Raw genomic sequence first — 19,093 nt, 5'->3', positions numbered from 1 at the left:
CCAGGGACAAGAGGTCGATGACCCGTCGCGTGGGCTTTAGAGTGGATGCGGGCAAAACGCTGGGGGGTGGACATGTCATGCGCTGCCTGACACTGGCCCGCGTCTTTCGTTCTCTCGGCCATTCCTGCGTGTTCATGTGTTCTTCGGAAACTCTGAAGGTTATTCCGGAAGACATGTGGGACAGGTTTGAAGTCCGCGAGACCGACCCGTTGCCCGGCGGGGACGCGATGCCCGGCTTCGATCTGCTGGTCATGGATCACTACGGCATGGCGGCGCCGGAGGAAAGCCTCTGGCGGGAACATGCCGCCACAATCATGGTTATAGACGATCTTGCCAATCGCCGGCATGACTGTGACATTCTGCTCGACCAGACCTATGGTGTTCGGAACGAGGACTACGACGACCTTGTGCCGGCAGGCTGCCGCAGGCTGCTGGGGGCAGAATATGCGCTCCTGCGCGAGGAATTTGCCCTTCACCGGCAGGCATCGCTGGCACGGCGGGGGGAGAGCTTGACGCTCGACCGTGTTCTTGTATCCCTGGGCATGACGGATGTGGGCGGGATTGCGGGCAGGGTTTGTGGCATCCTGAGCGAGATCGACATTCCGCACCATATCGATGTGGTGCTGGGGCGCGACGCCCAGAGCTACGGCCGGCTTCAGGAAATCTGCAAGCGGGACGACAGGTTTCAGGTCCACAGTGATGCGCGGAACATGGCTGAACTCATGCTGGCGGCCGACGTGGCCATCGGGGCGGGAGGCACCACCACGTGGGAACGCTGCGCCATGGGAGTCCCGTCCCTTGTCGTTCTGCTCGCAGACAACCAGACAAAGATTGCGGACCTGATGAACCAGGCCGGAGCCATCGGGCTTGTAGGCGATGCCCGTACCGATACCGACCGCGATTTGCAGGAAGGACTTTTGCGGCTGCTTGCGGATGTCGACCGGTTGTCCGCGATCGGGAAAAAGAGTTCCGGCATCTGTGACGGGGCCGGCGCCCGGCGGGTCGTTGACAGGGTGATGGAGCTGGTCGCCGAACGGGAAAGGGCTGACAGATATGTCTGACGCATGGTGGACGCAAAAACGGACGGTATCGGTGGTCACTGACACCGAGGGCTGGTTCGATCCGTTCGCGCGGAAGCTGGTGGAGTGTATCCGGGAAAATGGTGACGAGGCGAATTTCGTACGGGATCAGGACAAGGTGCCCGAAGGCGAGGTCGCATTCTACCTGAGCTGTCTGAAACTTACCCCCGACGCCATTCTGGCCCGGAACAAAGTCAATCTCGTGGTCCATGCCAGCGCCTTGCCGAAGGGGCGGGGCTTTTCTCCCGTCGTCTGGCAGATCCTGGAAGGCCTGGATGAAATTCCGCTGACCCTGTTCGAGATGGACGGCAGTGCGGATACGGGACCGATCGTTCAGCAATCCTCGATCTCCTTCGAGGGGCACGAGTTGAACGATGAAATCCGAGACGCGCTCGGACGCAGCATCGTTGACATTTGCCTGAGTTACCTGAAAACGGACGAGCGTCCGGTTGCGGTCGAACAAACGGGCGACCCCACCTGGTACCGCCGCCGAAAGCCTGCTGACAGCGAACTGGATCCGAACAAGACACTCGCTGAGCAGTTTCAATTGCTGCGCGTCGTGGACAATGAGCGCTATCCTGCCTTTTTTACGATAAAGGGCCAAAAATACACGCTGAAGATCGAGAAAGCGGACTGACCGAGTCACCCAATTGGAGGTTGCCAGACATGAGCCAACAGAAACAGGCACGGTGTATCGAGATCGATGGCCGCAAAATCGGTGAGGACTATCCTCCCTACATCATCGCCGAAATGTCGGGAAACCATAACCGTGACATCAATCGGGCCTTCCGCCTGATCGACGCGGCCAAGGAGGCCGGTGCCGACGCTGTGAAGTTGCAGACCTACACCGCGGACACGATTACAATCGATCACGACGGGCCCGGCTTCACACTTCAGGGCGGGCTCTGGGACGGACGCAAGCTGTATGAACTCTACCAGGAGGCAAACACGCCCTGGGAATGGCACAAACAGCTGTTTGATCACGCGAAATCAGTCGGGATCACGGTGTTCTCGTCCCCGTTCGATTTTACCGCGATCGACTTTCTCGAAGAGCTTGGCGCACCGGCCTACAAGATCGCATCCTTCGAGGCCATGGACATTCCGCTTGTCAAGAAGGCGGCAAGCACAGGCAAGCCGCTGATCATATCCATCGGCGTCTCCAGCCTTGCGGAAGCTGAGGAAACGGTCGATGCGGTGCGGGCCACCGGACATGATGACATCTGTTTGCTGCATTGCGTGAGCGCCTATCCGAGCAAACCTGAAGACGCCAATCTGGCAACCGTGCCGCACCTCGGCGCGGCGTTCGACGTTGTCGTCGGACTGTCCGATCACTCGCCCGGCACGGCGTTGCCCAGTGCCGCCGTTGCACTCGGCGCGTCCGTGATCGAAAAACATTTCACGCTCGCGCGCGCCGATGGCGGTCCGGACTCGGCATTTTCCCTGGAGCCTGACGAACTGAAGCGCCTTGTCGAGGACACAAGGGCCGCCTGGGCGGCCAAGGGCAGGGTCAATTACGGAACAAAGGGATCGGACGAAGCGAAAATGGGCATGCTGCGCCGCTCGCTCTATATCGTGAACGATGTGGCTGCCGGCGAGCCTCTCACGGAGACCAACGTGCGGTCGATCCGCCCGGGCTACGGTTTGAACCCGAAATACCTGCCGGATGTTCTTGGGAGAACCGCAAAACGCGATCTGAAACGTGGCGAGCCGCTCGCCTGGGATCTGCTCGGCTAGCGCAAGAGCCTTCGAAAAGGACATAGAATGCCACTCGGTTTTGAAACGCCGGCCATCGGCGGAATAGCCCATGGCCGTGCCAGTGACCTCTGGCCGATCTGCCGGTCGCTCACCGGTCCGGGCGTGCGCGAGACATTGGCCTACCTGCAAGCTATCCTGCCCGGCCTGAAGGTTCATGCTGTTCCCAGTGGAACGAAGGTGTTTGACTGGACCGTGCCGCAGGAGTGGCAAATCCGATCGGCGAGGCTGACCGGACCGGACGGTGAGGTCGTCGCCGACATGGTGGACAACAACCTGCATGTCGTCGGGTATTCGACCGGGGTGGACAGGGAGCTTTCGCTGGAAGAGCTGGAAAAGCACCTCTATTCGCTTCCGGATCAGCCGGACGCGGTTCCCTACATCACGTCCTACTACAGTCCCCATTGGGGGTTCTGTGTTTCTCAAACGGTCAGGGATACGCTGAAACCTGGCAAGTATCACGCCTTGATTGACGCGGACCATGTTGACGGGGTGTTGAACTATGCCGATCTTGTCATTCCCGGAAAGACCGATGAAGAGATTCTGATCTCCACCTATGTCTGCCACCCGTCCATGGCCAACAACGAACTGTCCGGGCCGGTTGTCGCCACGGCCGTCGCGGAGTGGATCGCCAACCAGGACAACCACTACACCTACCGTTTCGTGTTCGTTCCGGAAACCATCGGGGCAATCGCCTATATTCATGAACGGCTGGACAAGCTGCAGCAGAAAACAGTGGCCGGCTACGTGCTGACCTGCATCGGCGACGACAGGTCCTATTCGTTCCTGCCTTCCCGCGAGGACGGGACGCTGGCCGACCGGGCAGGCCGCCTCGCGCTCAAGTGGGTCGCGCCCGACTACAAGGAATACAGCTTCCTGACCCGGGGCAGCGACGAACGGCAGTATTGCAGTCCGGGTGTCGATCTTCCGGTCGCCTCGATCATGCGCACGAAATATACCGAATATCCGGAATACCACACGTCGCTGGACGATCTGGCGCTGGTGACACCGTCTGGCCTGCAGGGCGGGTTCGAGGCGGTCGCCAGGGCGCTCGCGATCATCGACAACAACCGGGTGTGGCGGATCAAACGCCCATGCGAACCGCAGCTCGGCGCGCGCGGGCTCTACCCGTCCGTGTCCACCAAGAACAAGGCACAACAGGTTCGCACGCTGCTGAACATCAACGCCTACGCCGACGGAAAGCGCGACCTGATTGATCTGTGCGAGACGATTGAGGCGGATCCGGCCGACGTGTTGCCGCTTGTGCACAAGCTGGTCGACGGCGATGTATTGGAAACCCTGACCGCGTGACGGACCCGGTGCTGCGGCACAGCTCGTCTCCGGCCGTAAGTTTCAAGTTCTCCTTGATCTTTTTCGTCTGCCGTCGAGAAGTGTCCGTGCCGATAATATTCCCCGCAGGCTTGTAATGGGCTCGGGCACTACCCCTGATTCATGATCATTATTTAGCATTGGATGTTCTGTTTTGTTGGATTAATGATGTTGTTTCAATAAGTTCGAAACAACAACAATCCAGGATCAGTCTGGTGCATGATGGCAGGGCAAAGGGCTATGAGCCGAGAGTTGAATACAGCAAATACGATCGACGCGATCGAGATAGTCGACAGCCTCAAGGATTTGGAGGTGCTCTCCCCTGCCAATTTCGACGCCGTCACGATTGATCATATTGAAGCCAAGTACATCACGCTCCTGGATAGTATTCAGGAAGGTACATTCCGAACACTGAATTTTCTCTGGAAGCGGCGAGCCGTAGATGAGCTCTCCCATCGTCTGGCGACCTATCTTGAGCGCTATGGCGACTCTGACATCAGGGTCAAAAGGCTGGTCGTAAAGTTCCTCTTTCACACGGGCAGGAGAAATCGGCTGCGGGAGATTTTCCGCAGCAAGGAATATGGCCAGGTGGACGACGAGGCGATTCGTACAATTCGGGAGACCGTCCTCGCCGGAACTCCGCCGCTGGAGTCGCTGAATGGGTCCTTTTCGGTTGAGGGGCGCCACATAGGGGCCCAAAGCGGCCGGGAAACAACGCTTCGAACGTCGGAACAGGTCAGGCGGGAATACAAGAAAACCTGGGAGGCGGAGCTCCGGAACATCCGGCGCCTGATTGCCAAGGAAGACATGAACTCCCAGGCGCTGTTGAAGCTGAAGACCCTGAAGAAAAAGTCGAATTTCGGTCTGTTGAACGACCCGGCAATTGGTGACGTGCTGCGCCGGGACTTTATTGATCGTGGACTGTCTCACAGGCAGATCAAAACCGATTTTCGCATCGGGGCATTTGACGAAAGCTACTTCAGCTATTCGATTGTTGACGTTGCGCTGGCAGCCAAGAGACTGGTTGAGGACAACAAGATCGACACCATAGTGGAACTCGGGTCAGGCGCTGGAGACAACCTCTTCAAGTGTTTCAACGCGATCGAACCGGATTTTCGATCGTCGATCGAGTTTTTTGGAGCCGAGTTCACACCGGAAGGCCGGGAAGCCGCAAACCTTCTCCATTCGGTGCAGCCGGATATGCGGTTCAAGAGTGTTCCGTTCAATTACTACGAGCCCGATTTCAGCTTCATTCCCGACCTTGAAGAGAAGAGGGTTCTGTTTATTACGAACCATTCCATCGAACAAATACCGGTGCTTCCGACCGAACTCTTCACTCGAATGCTGGACGGGCCGTCGAAGTGTTATTGTGTGCACAATGAACCGGTTGGCTGGCAGCTCATTCCGGAGCTGTTGCAGGCGCGCGAAAACGGCGATGCAACCTTTTTTGAGGAAATCAAACTCAACATGACAACCACCAATTTCGATGTGGGTGTCAAACACAGCACGCGTTTTGCGGTCAGATACGCAAAATACCAGGTTTCCTACAATTCAGCATGGTGGTCCTATCACAAGGACTACAACAAAAACCTCGTTCCGTTGCTGCAGCGCCTGGAACAGGAGGGGCGGCTGCAGATTTCCAGGCTGCTGAAAAACCACGCGGGGCTTAATCCAATGAACGCGTCGACCTTCATCGAATGGGAGAGCAGCCGCGAGTGATCACCGGACGAAGTGGCCGGTGAAGTTTCAATCCGCTTTTGCCAATTGACTGTTCAGGATGTCGATGACCGTGAAGACATCGGTTTTCTCGGCATGGCTGGTGAAATAGACGGGATACTCGCCGTAGGCCGCCCACAGCAGGATTTCAGGCGTGATACCCGTCGTCGTTGCTTCCTGCTGCACGCTTCGATCGTCCGTGAGACCCCAGCCTGCATACCATGGCCCGCCAAGGGTGGTAACAGGTGTCCCACGCAGCAGCATTTCAAAACCGGCCAGGGATGAAATCGAATAGACGCGCCTGAACTCGCCTGCGTAGTCGAACATATTGACCGATTGCGGAAACTCCCGCAGGTCGGGAAACCGCCGAAACGGGGCGCTGTACGGTTCGGCGATCCCGCGGTGGACTTCGGGATGCGGCTTGAAATAGACGCTTGCCCCTGGGTTTTCCCGGACTGCAACTTCAACCAGTTGTTCGCACGTCAAATAAGGGTCGGGTCCCCGGCGTATCGACTCGTCGCGTTCGACCTGCCCCAGCACCAGCACGCTGTCGTCACTTGCCTTGAAGGTGTCGCCGGTGGCCTTGAAATTGTACTTGGACAGGTTCTGTTCAAGGATCAGCTGCTTGAGTTGACTGCCTTTTTCGTGAAACTGCGTCTTCTGACCGTCGTCGAGGGAACGCAGAATTTGGTGCAGCCTGCTTGACCTGGATTTGTGAAAATACAGATCCGTGTCACGCTCGACGATGATCGACAAGGGTTTGGTATGTTGCGCGCCGAGGCCGACCGATCTCAGAAAACCGTCTTCGGCTCTGCAGACGGTGCAGTTGTTGACGGCACACAGGGCCGATAGCCAGTACGGATCCTTGTAAGACCAGACATAAACGTCCTGGTTCCGCACGCAATCAAACGCGGCCTCGATAACTTGGGGGCCGTTGTATTGTTCCTCGCCGATGAACAGGATGTCCTTGTCACTGAACACGGCCCGGTAAAAGGCCCGCTTCCATCCGGTGAAGCCGAAAAACAAGGTCTTGTTGCCTGTGCGTATCGACCTGGCGAGCCGGCGGTCGGTTTGGCTCGAAATCAGATCTGCGGACAGCGTCACTGCCCGCTCGGCAATTTTGAACAACATGTCTGCTGTGCTCGCTTGATGATCGCGGTTGATCACGAGGCCTTGGACCCGCCGACCGGGATGGTGCCGGCGATGTGCCCCAGGTCAGGTTCTGTCGCGGATGTTGTAATACATCAAGACACAGACGATCCAGATACCCAGCAACAGCAGGAAAAAGCTGAGAGAATGAATGGCCCTGTGCGGGTATTGCGGCGATTCTGAAAGTGTCGGCTCAATGAAAGTTGCCAGATAGAGATGCTTGCTGTCCGCATCCTGGCGCGCCTTTTCCAGGCCCGCCAGGGCTGTGGTGTACAGTTTCTGGGCAAATTCCTCTTCGAGCGCCAGTTCGGAATAGTCGGCGATCCGGTAGGAAATGGAGGCCCTTCCCGTTCCGCCGCCGAGCCGTTGCCGTTCCTTTTCGATCTGTGCTTTCAGCGCGTTGATTTCGCCTGTGAGCAGTCGGATCTTGGGTGAATCGTCGTCCAGGTGATCACTCAAGGTGGCTTTCTCGGCTTCCTTGGCCACGACTTCCTGGTCAAGCCTGGCAATCATTTCCATTGCCAGCTCGGCGTTGCTCTCCGGATTGACTTCCTGCGTCTCTTCCCGATAGGCGATCATCTGTTTCCGGATGGCTTTCAGACGGGCTTCCGCCCGCGCAACGGCCTCTTCCGCAAATTTCACGGATTGTCTGCGGTTTTCGAGCGACAGCTGGTTTACCAGCACTTCTGAACGGCTCAGAATCACTTGTGCCAGCATCAGGGAGTCTTTCGGATCGAAACTGCGGGTTTCGATGTAGATCACGCCGGAAGTGGAGTCATAGTCGACTTCAACCTTGCTGTTCCAGTAGCTGAGCTTCTCTTCTATGGACAGATCCGTGCCCATGCGGAACAGCCAGTCGGCACCGTCCCGGTTGTATATCGCCTCGAGGTCCACGCTGTCGGGCAGATCCTCGATGATTGCCTGGCTCTGCAGGTAGTCGTTGACGATGTAGCTGTTGGAGCTTGTGGACTCTCCCCCCGAATCGAGCACCATACCCAGGATCTCGGTTGCCGGGGTCTGGTTCGCACTGCGAAGCGCGAAGGCCGTCACGCTGTGATACTGATCGCTGGCGATGAAGAACATGTAGAATGTGAAAGCCATCGACGGCAGAGCGACCATGAGCGCAAAGCCGAGGCCGATAAGCCTGTGCCGGACTTTGGTAGACGCCTTTCCGGACGAGCCGGGAAGCGTCAGGTCAAGCAGTTTCTGTGGATCGAGGCCTGACTTCTTTAGGCGTTCTACGATCGAGCGTTCCTTGGCCGGAGCAACGTTGCCGCCCTGCTTGGGCATTTGAACAATCGAGTTGTCCGCTTCAGCCGCGTTGTCAGCTTTGGCAAGCTTTCCTGATCCCGACATGTAGTCACCTTACCTTAAATCTGCTGACTGCTAGCGGCGCGCCATATTGTCATCGTGCATACGAATTGCATCATCAATATTCGCAAAATAGGTTAACTGTCCATCTTCTAGCACGACACCGGTCGTGCAGTAGTCCTTGAGCGCTCCCGTAGCGTGGGACACCATGATGATGTCAGACGTCTGCAGCTTCTCCTTGAAGACGCGCTTGCATTTTTGCTGGAAATTCTTGTCGCCAACGGCCGTAATCTCATCAACGAGATAATAGTCGAAATTGATTCCCATACTGACACCAAAGGCAAGCCTCGCCTTCATGCCGGAGGAATACGTTTTCACTGGCATGTAATACGCTTTGCCAAGTTCGGCAAAGTCCTGGACATAATGGACCAGATCCTCGGTGTCGTGCCCATAAATCCTCGCGACAAATCGCACATTCTGTTCACCGGTCAGGCTGGGGTTGAAGCTGCCCTGAAAACCCAGTGGAAAGGAGACATTCGCGCGGCGGATGATCCGGCCGGCCGTTGGCTTGATCGTGCCGGAAATCAGCTTGAGCAGTGTCGACTTGCCGGCACCGTTTCTACCCAGCAGGCCAATGCTTTCACCTCTCGGGATTGTAAACGAGACATCCTTGGCGATGTAGCGGAACTCGCCCTTGTGCTTGAATGCCTTTGTCATGTGTTCCAGACGGATCATTTGGGTTCCCTCAGGCGCGCGTCGAACAACCAGACAAGAAACAGACCGAAGACAACTGAAAAAACGGCCAATCCGATAACATAAGGTAAATCAACGTAAGATGCACGATACGTTGGATAGAAACCCATTCGAAACAGGCCAACAAGATGCACCAGCGGATTCCACATCAGGATTTCCCGGTAGGGCAACGGAATGGATTCCGGCAGGAAGAAGACACCCGAGACCATGAAGGCCGGCCGGTTGATCACGCCCCAGACATGCTGGTAGGTGCTGTTGAGGTGAAACCAGACAATGTTCGAGATGCCGACTCCCGCACCAAGTGTGAGGCCGATCGCACTGGCAGCCAGGATCGGGCCCATCCGTAGCGGACCGATTTCGACAAAGAACGACATGGTCCCGAACAGCAGGAGGGTAACCACAAACAGGGTCGCAGCCTGAAGCAGGACACGGGAAATGATCGCGTCATAGGGACGTACAATCGGATAATTGAGCAAGGCCCGGTTGGCCTCAACGGCATTGGCGACCTGATCGGCCGTCGAGCGGTATATGTAAAACGAGACGTAGCCGGTCGCGAAGAACAGCATGAAACTGCGGCCGAGTGGCGGGACATGGGCCACTGCAGAAAAGACGACCGTGAGAATGGCGATGAAGAGGACCGGATCCAGAACCGCCCACATATACCCGCCAAACTTGTTCCCATAGCGCGTGGTCATCTCGCGAATGATCAACGCGGAGATGATTGCGAACTGCTGTCTGAGGCTTTCGGAAAGCGGTTTCGAGTACATGAAATTCGACTATTGCAATTCTTTTGGCAGACGGCTGCGACGTCTATCATTGAGCGACATTTTTGGCATTTTTTAGCCATATCCAGGAAGCTCGGTGTCTGCGTGGACAGCATTCCCTGTCGAACAGACCAACAGGCGGACATCTTTAGTCTATTGAAACTGTTTGCGCAATCGGATGGACTTGCCGTTTTGTCGCATATTCAGGAAAGGGAGCAACTCCGGGTCGACGAATTGCTCCGCGAAAGTCGCCGGACGTCCTACGGTCATGCGCTTCAATATGTGAGACACAAGGTAATCGGAATGGCCACCCGGCATGTGGGGCAGCTGCACTGGTCGCCGGGTGGTGCCAGCAATTGGCAGTCACCGGAATGGGCAGATGAAACCGCAATCAAATGACAGCTGGGAGACGTTTCGGGGATACGGGCAACACGGTACCGGGAACGAGGAATGTCTCTTGCGGGCGCGCGGCGACGCTGTTTGCCGCGACCGCCCTTGAATTGTTTCAGGGCAAAGGCGTGGCTTCCGGTGCGCAGGTCCAGTTTTGTTGACCTTCTTTCACGGGGACCCCTGGCAACACCCGCCTCAGACGTATTTCAGGCCTTTTTCCTTCAGGCGGTCGCGCATGTTGTAGATGTCAAGGCCCAGTTCGCCGGCGGCGAGGCGCTTGCGTTTTGCCTCTTCGGCCTCCAGGCGGGCGTCGGCTTTGGCCAGGACGTCGGCCGCGTTTTGCCGCGGAACGACGCAGACGCCGTCATCATCGGCGACGATGATGTCGCCCGGATTGACGGCGGCGCCGGCGCAGACGATCGGAATGTTCACTGAGCCAAGGGTTTCCTTCACGGTTCCCTGCGCCGAAACGGCGGAGGACCACACCGCGAACTTCATCTGCCGCAGGTCGCGCGTGTCGCGCACACCGGCGTCGATGATCAGCGCGTTGCAGCCCCGTGCCTGGGCGGATGTTGCCAGAAGGTCGCCGAAATAACCCATGTCGCAGGGGGCCGTCGGTGCCAGGACGAGAATGTCGCCGGGCCGGATCTGTTCGATCGCGACATGGATCATCCAGTTGTCACCCGGAGGGGCCGAGATCGTGACGGCGGATCCGGCAATGGCGCAATCCTGCTGGATCGGTCTCATGCTCGACGACATCAAGCCTGTCCGGCCCTGGGCTTCATGCACCGTCGCCACGCCGGCATCGGCGAAGCGCCGGATGATCTCGCGGTCCGCGCGTTCAATGTCCTGGACAACAACACCCATCTCAATTCTCCTTCACCGGCGGTGTGCCGTGCGTGTGAAAACTCGGGATCGTCTTCAGGCCCCAGGCCTGTCCCTTCTTGCGGTCGGCTTCCGTCCAGCACACGGGGGCCCAGTCGGGGTCCAGTATCAGCCGCGCGCCGGCGTTTGCGAGTTCGACACGATTGCCCGCCGGTTCCCAGACATACAGGAAGAACGTGCCCTGGATGGCGTGCTTGTGCGGTCCGGTTTCGATGAAGACGCCGTTTTCCAGAAAGATGTCGGCAGCCCGCAAGATGTCCTCCCGCTGGTCCGTCGCATAAGTGACATGGTGCAGCCGACCATTTCCGCCACCGTGTTCCTCGGTGCAGGCGAGGTCATAGGTCTTGTTGTTGACCGTGAACCAGCAGCCGCCGAGCCGTCCGTTGTCGAGCTGGATATATTCGGTGATCCTGGACCCCAGGCACGTGGTCATGAAGTCCCGGAACGCGGTGACGTCCTCAGAGAGCAGGTTGAGGTGATCCAGCCGGCGCGGGCAGGCGCCCGATGCATGGAACTTGCTTGCGTTGTTCTTCAGCGCCGGCGCGTCGCTTGCGCCCGGCTGGTACTTGACCGTGTCCCAGTAGATCTCGAACACGTGGCCGAACGGGTCCTCGAAACGGAAGGCCTTTCCGTGTCCCAGGTCGCCGTCCACCCAGCCGATGACCTTGTACTTGCTGGCCTCGATCGCGGCGACACGGCGCTGCAGGGCCTCCGGTGAGGTGGCGCGATAGGCGACATGGCCGATGCCCGTCGTGTCACTCCGGGTCAATTTCAGGGAATGGAACTCGTAGTCGTCCCAGGCGCGCAAGTAGGCCGAGGTTTCGTCCTGACCGGACAGGGTCAGGCCATAAACACGCGTGAAGAAGTCGAGGCTCTCGTCAAACCTGTTTGTGAGCACCTCGACGTGGGCCAGGTGCGCCAGGTCAAAGCAGGGGTCAGTCATGATCATTCCTCCATCTTGCCGCCGGTCCGGCGGTCGTCGCCCCGCACCCGGTCTTCCGGTGCGGCGCGTTCGCACTTCCGCGGCGCCGGAAAGGGGCGGGCGTGTGCGCACTAACTTCGCGCGCCTCCTGCCGTCGGACAGCGTTCGCACGCCTGGTCTGTATTTGGCCGGGATAGTTCGGCAAGCGACGGCGAAATGCCATTTGAAATGGCTGTGCGCTTGATAAGAAAAAGATATAGTGGTCTCCGGATTGGAGGAAAAATGACCAAGGAACGCGAGATTTTGAACTTGCGTCACATTCGGGTTTTCCTTGAAGTGGCAAGGTTCGGCGGGATTTCCGCGGCCGCTGATACCGTGAGCCTGTCGCAGCCGGCGATAACTCAGGCCATTGCGAAACTGGAGGCCACCTTTCAGCAGGGCCTGTTCGTGCGGACCAGTTCGGGCATGTTCCTGACCGAGGCCGGAGAGCTGTTTCGTGCCCGGGCGGACCGCGCCCTGGAACTGGTTTCGCAAGGGTGCGATCTGGCGGTCAGGAAGCAGTCACGGAACCTGCCTGCCAGAAAGGCAACATTCGATCAGCAGATCACCAGCACCCAGCTTCGAGCCCTTCTTGCAGTCGAGCACTCCGGCAACTTCACCCTGGCGGCCCGGCATATCGGTGTCTCGCAACCGTCCCTCCACCGGGTCTCCAGGGATCTGGAGGCCGTGTCCGGGTTGAGGCTTTTCGTCAAGAACCAGCAGGGCATCGACCTGACCGACGCGGCCCGGGTGCTCGCGCAGTTCTCCAAGCTCGCCTATGCGGAACTGAAACTGGCCTTCGAGGAAGTCGACGCCACGCGCGGCGTCGATTCCGCCCATCTGGTCGTCGGGTCCCTGCCTCTGGCCAGAAGTTTCATTCTGCCCGAGGCAATCAATGATCTGACCCGTGAACGGCCTTCAGTGCAGGTGACGGTCGTTGACGGGTCGTATGACGACATGCTGTTCGGTCTGCGCCACGGCGACATCGATTTCATCATCGGGGCCCTGAGGGACCCTGTACCGATCGAGGACGTCGAACAGACGGCCCTTTTTTCCGACAGGCTGGGGATCTTCGCCAGAACCGGTCATCCTCTGGCCAACAAGCGGCGGGTCGAGCTGACAGACCTGCTTTCCTATCCGTGGGCGGTGCCGAGATTTGGCACGCCGACACGACGTTTTTTTGATGCCTTGTTCGAGGAGCGCGGCGAGCAGGCTCCCGGGCGACTGGTGGATTCCGGATCGCTTGTGCTCATGAAAGGCGTTCTGAAGGGAAGCGACCGCCTAGCCCTGATCTCGGAACACCAGATGCGGGAAGATCTCGCAAACCGCCAGGTGGTCAGAATTCCGTTTGATGTCTCTCACACCGCGCGTCCCATCGGCATCACCACGCGTCGGAACTGGAAGCCGACCCGGACACAGCAGGAGTTTATGGCGCTGATCCGGGAAGCCGTGGAAAAACTGGTGTGACGAACCAAGAGCTTTTTCAAAAATCAAATCCGTTTGCGGCAATCCAATTGGAACTTGAAAGCGCGGTCATAGGGTTCATCCGCTTCCGGAGGTATCAGGCCGGACCGGAGACCATCTATCAGGGAGGATAGAGATGACCCGCGCTTTTCTCAAATCAGCAGTTGCTGCGGTCGCTTTGTTTGGGGCTTCGGCAATCGCCCAGGCTCAGGATGTAACGCTGACGCTGCACCATTTCATGAGCCCGAAATCGCCGCCGCATGCCAAGTTTCTCGAGCCCTGGGTCGAGAAGATCGAGGCGGAGTCGGACGGCCGTATCAAGGTGGAGCTGTTCCCGTCCATGTCGCTCGGCGGCAAGCCTCCGGAGCTTTATCGGCAGGTGCGCGATGGTGCGGCAGACATCATCCTGACCATCACCGGCGACGCGCGGGCCGTGGTCCCGTTCTTCGCAATCGAGATCCTTCGCATCGCCCTGCTGTTGCTGGTGCCGGGCCTGTGTCTTTGGCTGCCATGGTTCCTGGCGGGGTAACGGACATGGACAACTTGATTTCGGTTTCTGAAGAGGCCGCGCAAACAGCTGTTTTCGCAATTGGAACAAGCGATCCGGATCCGCAGGTTCCGGCGACTTCCCAACTCGATATCACAGTGAGCGTTTGGGAAGTTCTATAGGAATTTCTTATCCCTTCTCACTGAGTTTCAAATGGCCCCGGTCCGGCCAAGTACGTAGTCTTTCTGCAACAAAACAAAAGGGAGCGAACCATGTCCGACAGGAAGAGCGCGCTTGTGATCAGTGCGCACGCGGCCGACTTCGTCTGGCGCTGCGGCGGAGCGATCGCATTGCACCAGAAGCTCGGATACGAGGTGACGGTCGTTTGCCTGTCCTATGGCGAGCGGGGCGAAAGCGCCAAGCTCTGGAAAGAACCGGGCATGACCCTGGACAAGGTCAAGACCGCGCGCCGCAAGGAAGCTGAAAACGCGGCGGCCGCTCTCAACGTGCATGACATCCGCTTCATGGACCTGGGCGATTATCCGCTGGAGCTCGACCGCGAGGCCAAGGACAAGCTGGTCGACATCGTGCGCGCCGTGCAGCCGAACTTCATGCTCTCCCATTCCCAGTATGATCCCTACAATACGGACCACAGCTACGCGACGCAGATCGCAATCGAGGTCCGCATGATCGCGCAGGCCTGGGGGCACAACCCCGGTGAGAAAGTCCTCGGCGCGCCGCAGCTCTACCTGTTCGAACCCCATCAGACCGAACAGATGGGCTGGGTCCCGAATGTCTTCCTCGACATCACCGATGTCTGGGACAACAAGCGGGCCGCCATCGAATGCATGGAAGGCCAGCACCACCTGTGGGCCTATTACACCAATGTCGCGGAAAACCGCGCCAACCACTTCCGCAGGAACTCGGGCGGCCAGGCAGGTGGAAGACCCGCCAAATACGCCGAAGGATTCCAGGCAATCTATCCAAGATGCGTCGACGAATTGTGATCGGCCGGGGAGGGAGCGAGAGAATGACCTCATTTGGATGGCAACGGCGACATAAGCCGGCAACCGGTCGGAAGCGGTTTGCAGCGACCTGGTGCAAGGTGCCCGCAATGGCGCCGCGGGGGCCGCGATGACTGACGGCATTCCCTGCATGTGGATGCGCGGAGGCACCTCCAAGGGCGGTTACTTCCTCGCTTCCGACCTGCCCGCCGACGCCGCCGAGCGCGACCGCGTGCTCCTCGCTGTGATGGGGTCACCGGATCCGAGACAGATTGACGGCATGGGCGGGGCCGACCCTCTGACGTCCAAGGTCGCGGTCGTGAAAGCGAGTGAGCGTGACGGCATCGATGTCGACTTTCTTTTCCTGCAGGTCTTCGTCGAGGATCCCGTCGTGGCGGATTCCCAGAATTGCGGCAATATTCTTGCCGGTGTCGGTGCCTTTGCCATCGAAAGAGGGCTGGTGACGGCCCGGCCCGGTGAAACACCGGTGACGATCTTCATGGAGAACTCCGGGCAGAGTGCTATTGCCCGCATCAGGACACCGGCGGGGACCGTCACATATGACGGCCAGGCCAGGATTGACGGCGTTCCCGGATGTTCAGCGCCCATTCCCATCGAGTTCCGCGACACGGCCGGCTCCACCTGCGGCGCGCTTCTGCCGACCGGAAACGCCCTCGACAGCATCGAGGGTGTCGATGTCACGCTCATCGACAACGGCATGCCCTGTGTTGTCCTGCGGGCTTCGGATCTTGGGATCACGGGACAGGAAACGCCGGCGGAGCTTGAAGCCAACACCGATCTGCGTCAGCGCCTCGAGGCCCTTCGCCTCAAGGCGGGGCCGATGATGAACCTGGGCAATGTCGCGGAAAAATCCGTGCCGAAAATGACCATGGTCAGCGCACCGGTCAACGGCGGCGCGATTTCCACCCGAACCTTCATCCCGCATCGCTGTCACAAATCCATCGGCGTGCTCGGTGCGGTGAGCGTTGCAACGGCCTGCCTGATGAAAGGGGCGGTCGGATCGGAACTGGCAGTGATGCCTTCGGGCAACGAGAAATCGATGTCGATCGAGCACCCGACGGGCGAGATGACGGTGGTCGGACATGTGTCGGACGACGGAACCGTGAAGCGGGCGGAAGTGCTGCGCACGGCCCGGAAACTGTTTGACGGTGTTGTCTTTGCGAACATGCACAGGGAGTGCAACACATGACCCCGGATTACCTGCCCTTCCATCCCGACCCGAAAAAACCCGCGTTCAAGGTTCCGGCGGGTGCGGTCGACGCGCATTGCCACGTCTTCGGTCCAGAGGCAGACTTTCCCTTTGCGCCCGAGCGCAAGTACACACCGGTCGATGCGCCCAAGGAACAGCTTTTTGCCTTGCGCGATCACCTGGGGTTCAGCCGGAACGTCATTGTTCAGGCCACCTGTCACGGCAGCGACAACAGCGCGCTGGTCGATGCGCTCGACGCTTCCGGCGGCGCGGCACGCGGCGTTGCCGTGGTGCGGCCCGACACCTCCGACGAGGAACTGGCCGACCTGGACCGGGCCGGTGTTCGGGGCGTGAGGTTCAATTTCGTCAAGCGGCTTGTCGATGCGACCCCGAAGGAGACCTACCGGGAGATCGCCGAACGGGTCGTCCGTCTCGGCTGGCATATCGTTGTCTATTTCGAAGCGCCGGACCTTGAGGACCTGAAACCGTTTCTCCTGTCCCTGCCGGGGATCATCGTCGTCGATCACATGGGGCGGCCGGATGTTGCCGCCGGTCCGCAGAGCGCGGAGTTCAGGAACTTCCGCAATCTCATGGCGGACAATGAAAGGATCTGGGTCAAGGTGTCCTGCCCGGAACGCCTCACGGTTGCCGGCCCGCCCTATGACGACGTCGTGCCGTTTGCCCGGACGCTCGTCGAGGCGTTTCCGGAGCGTGTCCTGTGGGGGACCGACTGGCCGCACCCGAACATGAAGTCGCACATGCCCGACGACGGCGCGCTGGTGGATGTCATTCCCCGGATTGCCCCGACGCCTGAATTGCAGCAAGCACTCCTCGTCGACAATCCGATGCGCCTCTATTGGCCGGATGTCCGGGGAGGCGGTTCATGAGCGCCCTGGGCAGCTCCCGTCCGGTCCCCGTCGACTGGATCGTGGCCATCCTGGCAAGCACCATGTGTGTTGCCTGCATATTGTGGAACATCGAGGCTCCGACGCGCATGGGCGTGGCGATCCTCACCCAGCAATACATGGCCTTTCAACTCGGTCTTGCCCTGACGATTGCGTATCTGCGCTTCAACCGGAAAGGCGAGGAGACCGCGAGGGTCGGCTGGGTGGACGGGCTGATCGCGCTTACAGCGTTTGCGGTGCTGATGTACGCGGCGGCCGATTTCAGCTGGCTCCTGAAGGAACAGGCCTACCGGCCCTGGCAGATCACCGTGATCGGAACCGTGGTGACCGTCGCGGTGATGGAAGGCATCCGCCGCCGCGCGGGCTGGATGCTGTTCGGCATCGTCGCCGTGTTTCTTGTCTATGCCCTGGTGGCCGACAAGGTGCCCGGGCGCCTGATCGGCAAGGAACTCAGCCCCGTCCGGCTGGTGCAATATGTCGGTTTCGATCCCAGCGCCGTCTTTTCCATGCCCCTGGCTGTCGGCACCATCATCGTGCTGCTGTTCGTGTTCTTCGGGCGGCTTCTGTTTGCTGCCGGCGGGGGAACGTTCTTTACGGACCTGGCGATGGCCGCGACGGGCAGGACCCGCGGGGGAAGTGCCAAGATCTCCGTTGTCGGCTCCGCGCTCTTCGGGTCCATTTCCGGCAGCGCCGTGTCCAATGTGGTGACCACGGGCGTGGTCACCATCCCGCTCATGGAACGCGGTGGCTACAGCAAGAAGGACGCGGGCGCGATCGAGGCCGTGGCCTCGACCGGAGGACAGCTGACGCCACCGATCATGGGGGCCGCCGCCTTCCTGATGGCGGAATTTCTCGACATCTCCTACATGGTCGTCGCGAGTGCGGCGCTCGTTCCAGCCCTCCTTTATTACCTCGGCGTGTTTGTCCAGGTCGACCTGATCGCGGGCCGCGACAGGATCCGGGCCGCTGACGACGAAGTGCTCACGACCACCCGGGTTCTTGCCGACGGCTGGCACTTCGCCGTTCCCTTCGCCGTGCTGTTGGGCGCGCTGTTCTGGTGGCGCATGGACCCGGAGGATTCCGCGCTGCTGGCCTCGATCGCCATCGTTCTGGTCGGTTTCCTGCGGGGGTACCGGGGCCAGAGACTGACGCTGCGGACCCTTGGGAGGGTTTTCGTGGAAACCGGCACGGGCATGGTCGATCTGATCCTGGTGGTGGCGGCTGCCGGTTTTGTCATCGGCATCCTGAATGTCACCGGACTCGGGTTTGCCCTGACGCTGGTGCTGGTCGATACCGTCGGATCAAATGTCATCCTGCTGCTCGGCATTTCCGCGGTCATCTGCGTGATCCTCGGCATGGGCATGCCGACATCCGGTGTCTATGTCCTGCTTGCGGCCCTGGTCGCGCCGTCGCTGGTCGAAGCGGGAATCCAGCCGATCGCCGCGCATCTCTTCATTCTCTATTTCGGCATGATGTCGATGATCACGCCGCCGGTGGCCCTGGCCGCCTTTGCGGCGGCGACGATTACCAAGTCCGATCCGCTCGGCACGGGGCTGGCGGCTATGAGGGTCGGTTGGGCCGCTTTCATTCTCCCGTTCGTCTTTGTCGCGTCACCGGCCCTGCTGCTGGATGGAACACCTGTCGAGATCGCCTTGACGACATTGCTGACCGGGGTCGGGATCACGGCCGTGACAAGCGGGATCGTCGGCTTCTGGAGCAGGGACCTGGGACCGCTGGTCCGCCTCGTGCTCGTTCTGGCAGGCCTGGTTGCGTTGCCGCTGGGTTTCCTCCCCGCGCTGGAGGAACTGCACATTGCCGCTGCTCTGCTGGCCATTCTCATGGCCATTGCACTCAAGCTTCAGTCCGCCCGGGGACTTCGGGAAACCGTCGGAGGACGACCGGAAAACACATCTGCCTGAAATCAATCTCAAGGG

General features: G+C 59.4%; 18 protein-coding genes. 12 read left to right on the top strand and 6 right to left on the bottom strand.

Going from position 1 to position 19,093, the window contains the following annotated elements:
- Positions 1–17 precede the first annotated feature (17 nt).
- From pseG to O6760_RS02735, 5 genes are all read left to right on the top strand, one after another.
- Positions 18–1,061, top strand: coding sequence for a UDP-2,4-diacetamido-2,4,6-trideoxy-beta-L-altropyranose hydrolase (gene pseG / locus O6760_RS02755; RefSeq protein WP_269583960.1), 1,044 nt, complete (start codon positions 18–20; stop codon positions 1,059–1,061).
- Between the two features lie 31 nt (positions 1,062–1,092).
- Positions 1,093–1,716, top strand: coding sequence for a formyltransferase family protein (locus O6760_RS02750; RefSeq protein ID WP_269583959.1), 624 nt, complete (start codon positions 1,093–1,095; stop codon positions 1,714–1,716).
- A 29-nt stretch (positions 1,717–1,745) separates the two neighbouring features.
- Positions 1,746–2,813 (top strand): pseudaminic acid synthase, encoded by a 1,068-nt coding sequence (pseI, locus tag O6760_RS02745; protein WP_269583958.1) that lies wholly within the window; start codon positions 1,746–1,748, stop codon positions 2,811–2,813.
- Between the two features lie 27 nt (positions 2,814–2,840).
- Positions 2,841–4,142, top strand: a complete 1,302-nt coding sequence (locus tag O6760_RS02740) for a DUF4910 domain-containing protein (RefSeq protein WP_269583957.1) — start codon at positions 2,841–2,843, stop codon at positions 4,140–4,142.
- Positions 4,143–4,400: 258 nt separating this feature from the next.
- Positions 4,401–5,879: a hypothetical protein gene (locus O6760_RS02735; RefSeq protein WP_269583956.1), complete on the top strand. Its 1,479-nt coding sequence runs from the start codon at positions 4,401–4,403 to the stop codon at positions 5,877–5,879.
- A gap of 27 nt (positions 5,880–5,906) precedes the next feature.
- On the opposite strand, the gene O6760_RS02730 is transcribed toward O6760_RS02735, so the two are convergent.
- From O6760_RS02730 to O6760_RS02715, 4 genes are read right to left on the bottom strand one after another with little or no spacing between them, the layout of a single operon-like run.
- Complete coding sequence (locus O6760_RS02730) at positions 5,907–7,043, bottom strand: capsular polysaccharide export protein, LipB/KpsS family (protein ID WP_269583955.1); 1,137 nt, start codon at positions 7,041–7,043, stop codon at positions 5,907–5,909.
- A 48-nt stretch (positions 7,044–7,091) separates the two neighbouring features.
- Positions 7,092–8,381 (bottom strand): RkpR, polysaccharide export protein, encoded by a 1,290-nt coding sequence (locus O6760_RS02725; protein ID WP_269583954.1) that lies wholly within the window; start codon positions 8,379–8,381, stop codon positions 7,092–7,094.
- A gap of 30 nt (positions 8,382–8,411) precedes the next feature.
- Positions 8,412–9,071 (bottom strand): ABC transporter ATP-binding protein, encoded by a 660-nt coding sequence (locus O6760_RS02720; protein WP_269583953.1) that lies wholly within the window; start codon positions 9,069–9,071, stop codon positions 8,412–8,414.
- Positions 9,068–9,856 (bottom strand): ABC transporter permease, encoded by a 789-nt coding sequence (locus O6760_RS02715; protein WP_269583952.1) that lies wholly within the window; start codon positions 9,854–9,856, stop codon positions 9,068–9,070. The genes O6760_RS02720 and O6760_RS02715 overlap by 4 nt, the downstream gene beginning before the upstream one ends.
- Before the next feature lie 102 nt (positions 9,857–9,958).
- Here O6760_RS02715 and O6760_RS02710 point away from each other — a divergent pair, with 102 nt between their 5' ends.
- Positions 9,959–10,252: a hypothetical protein gene (locus tag O6760_RS02710; RefSeq protein WP_269583951.1), complete on the top strand. Its 294-nt coding sequence runs from the start codon at positions 9,959–9,961 to the stop codon at positions 10,250–10,252.
- A 186-nt stretch (positions 10,253–10,438) separates the two neighbouring features.
- Here the strand turns inward: O6760_RS02710 and O6760_RS02705 are convergent, their stop codons facing one another.
- A complete protein-coding gene (locus tag O6760_RS02705; protein ID WP_269583950.1) occupies positions 10,439–11,110 on the bottom strand; it encodes a 4-carboxy-4-hydroxy-2-oxoadipate aldolase/oxaloacetate decarboxylase in 672 nt (223 codons plus the stop codon).
- A gap of 1 nt (position 11,111) precedes the next feature.
- A complete protein-coding gene (locus tag O6760_RS02700) occupies positions 11,112–12,071 on the bottom strand; it encodes a VOC family protein (protein ID WP_269583949.1) in 960 nt (319 codons plus the stop codon).
- A 261-nt stretch (positions 12,072–12,332) separates the two neighbouring features.
- Between O6760_RS02700 and O6760_RS02695 the strand changes: the two genes are divergently transcribed.
- From O6760_RS02695 to O6760_RS02670, 6 genes are all read left to right on the top strand, one after another.
- Entirely contained in the window at positions 12,333–13,556 is a 1,224-nt protein-coding gene (locus O6760_RS02695) for a LysR family transcriptional regulator (RefSeq protein ID WP_269583948.1), read from the top strand.
- A 133-nt stretch (positions 13,557–13,689) separates the two neighbouring features.
- On the top strand, positions 13,690–14,082 hold the full coding sequence (locus O6760_RS02690) for a TRAP transporter substrate-binding protein (protein ID WP_269583947.1): 393 nt from the start codon (positions 13,690–13,692) through the stop codon (positions 14,080–14,082).
- A 230-nt stretch (positions 14,083–14,312) separates the two neighbouring features.
- Complete coding sequence (locus O6760_RS02685) at positions 14,313–15,047, top strand: PIG-L deacetylase family protein (RefSeq protein WP_269583946.1); 735 nt, start codon at positions 14,313–14,315, stop codon at positions 15,045–15,047.
- 127 nt (positions 15,048–15,174) lie between these two features.
- Entirely contained in the window at positions 15,175–16,254 is a 1,080-nt protein-coding gene (locus tag O6760_RS02680; RefSeq protein ID WP_269583945.1) for a 4-oxalomesaconate tautomerase, read from the top strand.
- Positions 16,251–17,141 (top strand): amidohydrolase family protein, encoded by an 891-nt coding sequence (locus tag O6760_RS02675; RefSeq protein WP_269583944.1) that lies wholly within the window; start codon positions 16,251–16,253, stop codon positions 17,139–17,141. The genes O6760_RS02680 and O6760_RS02675 overlap by 4 nt, the downstream gene beginning before the upstream one ends.
- A complete protein-coding gene (locus O6760_RS02670; RefSeq protein ID WP_269583943.1) occupies positions 17,138–19,078 on the top strand; it encodes a TRAP transporter permease in 1,941 nt (646 codons plus the stop codon). Before O6760_RS02675 ends, O6760_RS02670 begins: the two co-directional genes overlap by 4 nt.
- Positions 19,079–19,093 lie beyond the last annotated feature (15 nt).

This window comes from Roseibium sp. Sym1, assembly GCF_027359675.1.
Lineage (GTDB): Bacteria > Pseudomonadota > Alphaproteobacteria > Rhizobiales > Stappiaceae > Roseibium.
The sequence above is the reverse complement of the archived record's forward strand: the minus strand, read 5'-3'. Positions and strand labels throughout refer to the sequence as shown.

Coding starts and splice junctions, on each gene's coding strand:
- pseG (WP_269583960.1), top strand. CDS start 18: ATGACCCGTCGCGTGGGCTTTAGAGTGGATGCGGGCAAAACGCTGGGG.
- pseI (WP_269583958.1), top strand. CDS start 1,746: ATGAGCCAACAGAAACAGGCACGGTGTATCGAGATCGATGGCCGCAAA.
- O6760_RS02740 (WP_269583957.1), top strand. CDS start 2,841: ATGCCACTCGGTTTTGAAACGCCGGCCATCGGCGGAATAGCCCATGGC.
- O6760_RS02735 (WP_269583956.1), top strand. CDS start 4,401: ATGAGCCGAGAGTTGAATACAGCAAATACGATCGACGCGATCGAGATA.
- O6760_RS02725 (WP_269583954.1), bottom strand. CDS start 8,381: ATGTCGGGATCAGGAAAGCTTGCCAAAGCTGACAACGCGGCTGAAGCG.
- O6760_RS02720 (WP_269583953.1), bottom strand. CDS start 9,071: ATGATCCGTCTGGAACACATGACAAAGGCATTCAAGCACAAGGGCGAG.
- O6760_RS02715 (WP_269583952.1), bottom strand. CDS start 9,856: ATGTACTCGAAACCGCTTTCCGAAAGCCTCAGACAGCAGTTCGCAATC.
- O6760_RS02705 (WP_269583950.1), bottom strand. CDS start 11,110: ATGGGTGTTGTTGTCCAGGACATTGAACGCGCGGACCGCGAGATCATC.
- O6760_RS02700 (WP_269583949.1), bottom strand. CDS start 12,071: ATGACTGACCCCTGCTTTGACCTGGCGCACCTGGCCCACGTCGAGGTG.
- O6760_RS02695 (WP_269583948.1), top strand. CDS start 12,333: ATGACCAAGGAACGCGAGATTTTGAACTTGCGTCACATTCGGGTTTTC.
- O6760_RS02690 (WP_269583947.1), top strand. CDS start 13,690: ATGACCCGCGCTTTTCTCAAATCAGCAGTTGCTGCGGTCGCTTTGTTT.
- O6760_RS02685 (WP_269583946.1), top strand. CDS start 14,313: ATGTCCGACAGGAAGAGCGCGCTTGTGATCAGTGCGCACGCGGCCGAC.
- O6760_RS02680 (WP_269583945.1), top strand. CDS start 15,175: ATGACTGACGGCATTCCCTGCATGTGGATGCGCGGAGGCACCTCCAAG.
- O6760_RS02675 (WP_269583944.1), top strand. CDS start 16,251: ATGACCCCGGATTACCTGCCCTTCCATCCCGACCCGAAAAAACCCGCG.
- O6760_RS02670 (WP_269583943.1), top strand. CDS start 17,138: ATGAGCGCCCTGGGCAGCTCCCGTCCGGTCCCCGTCGACTGGATCGTG.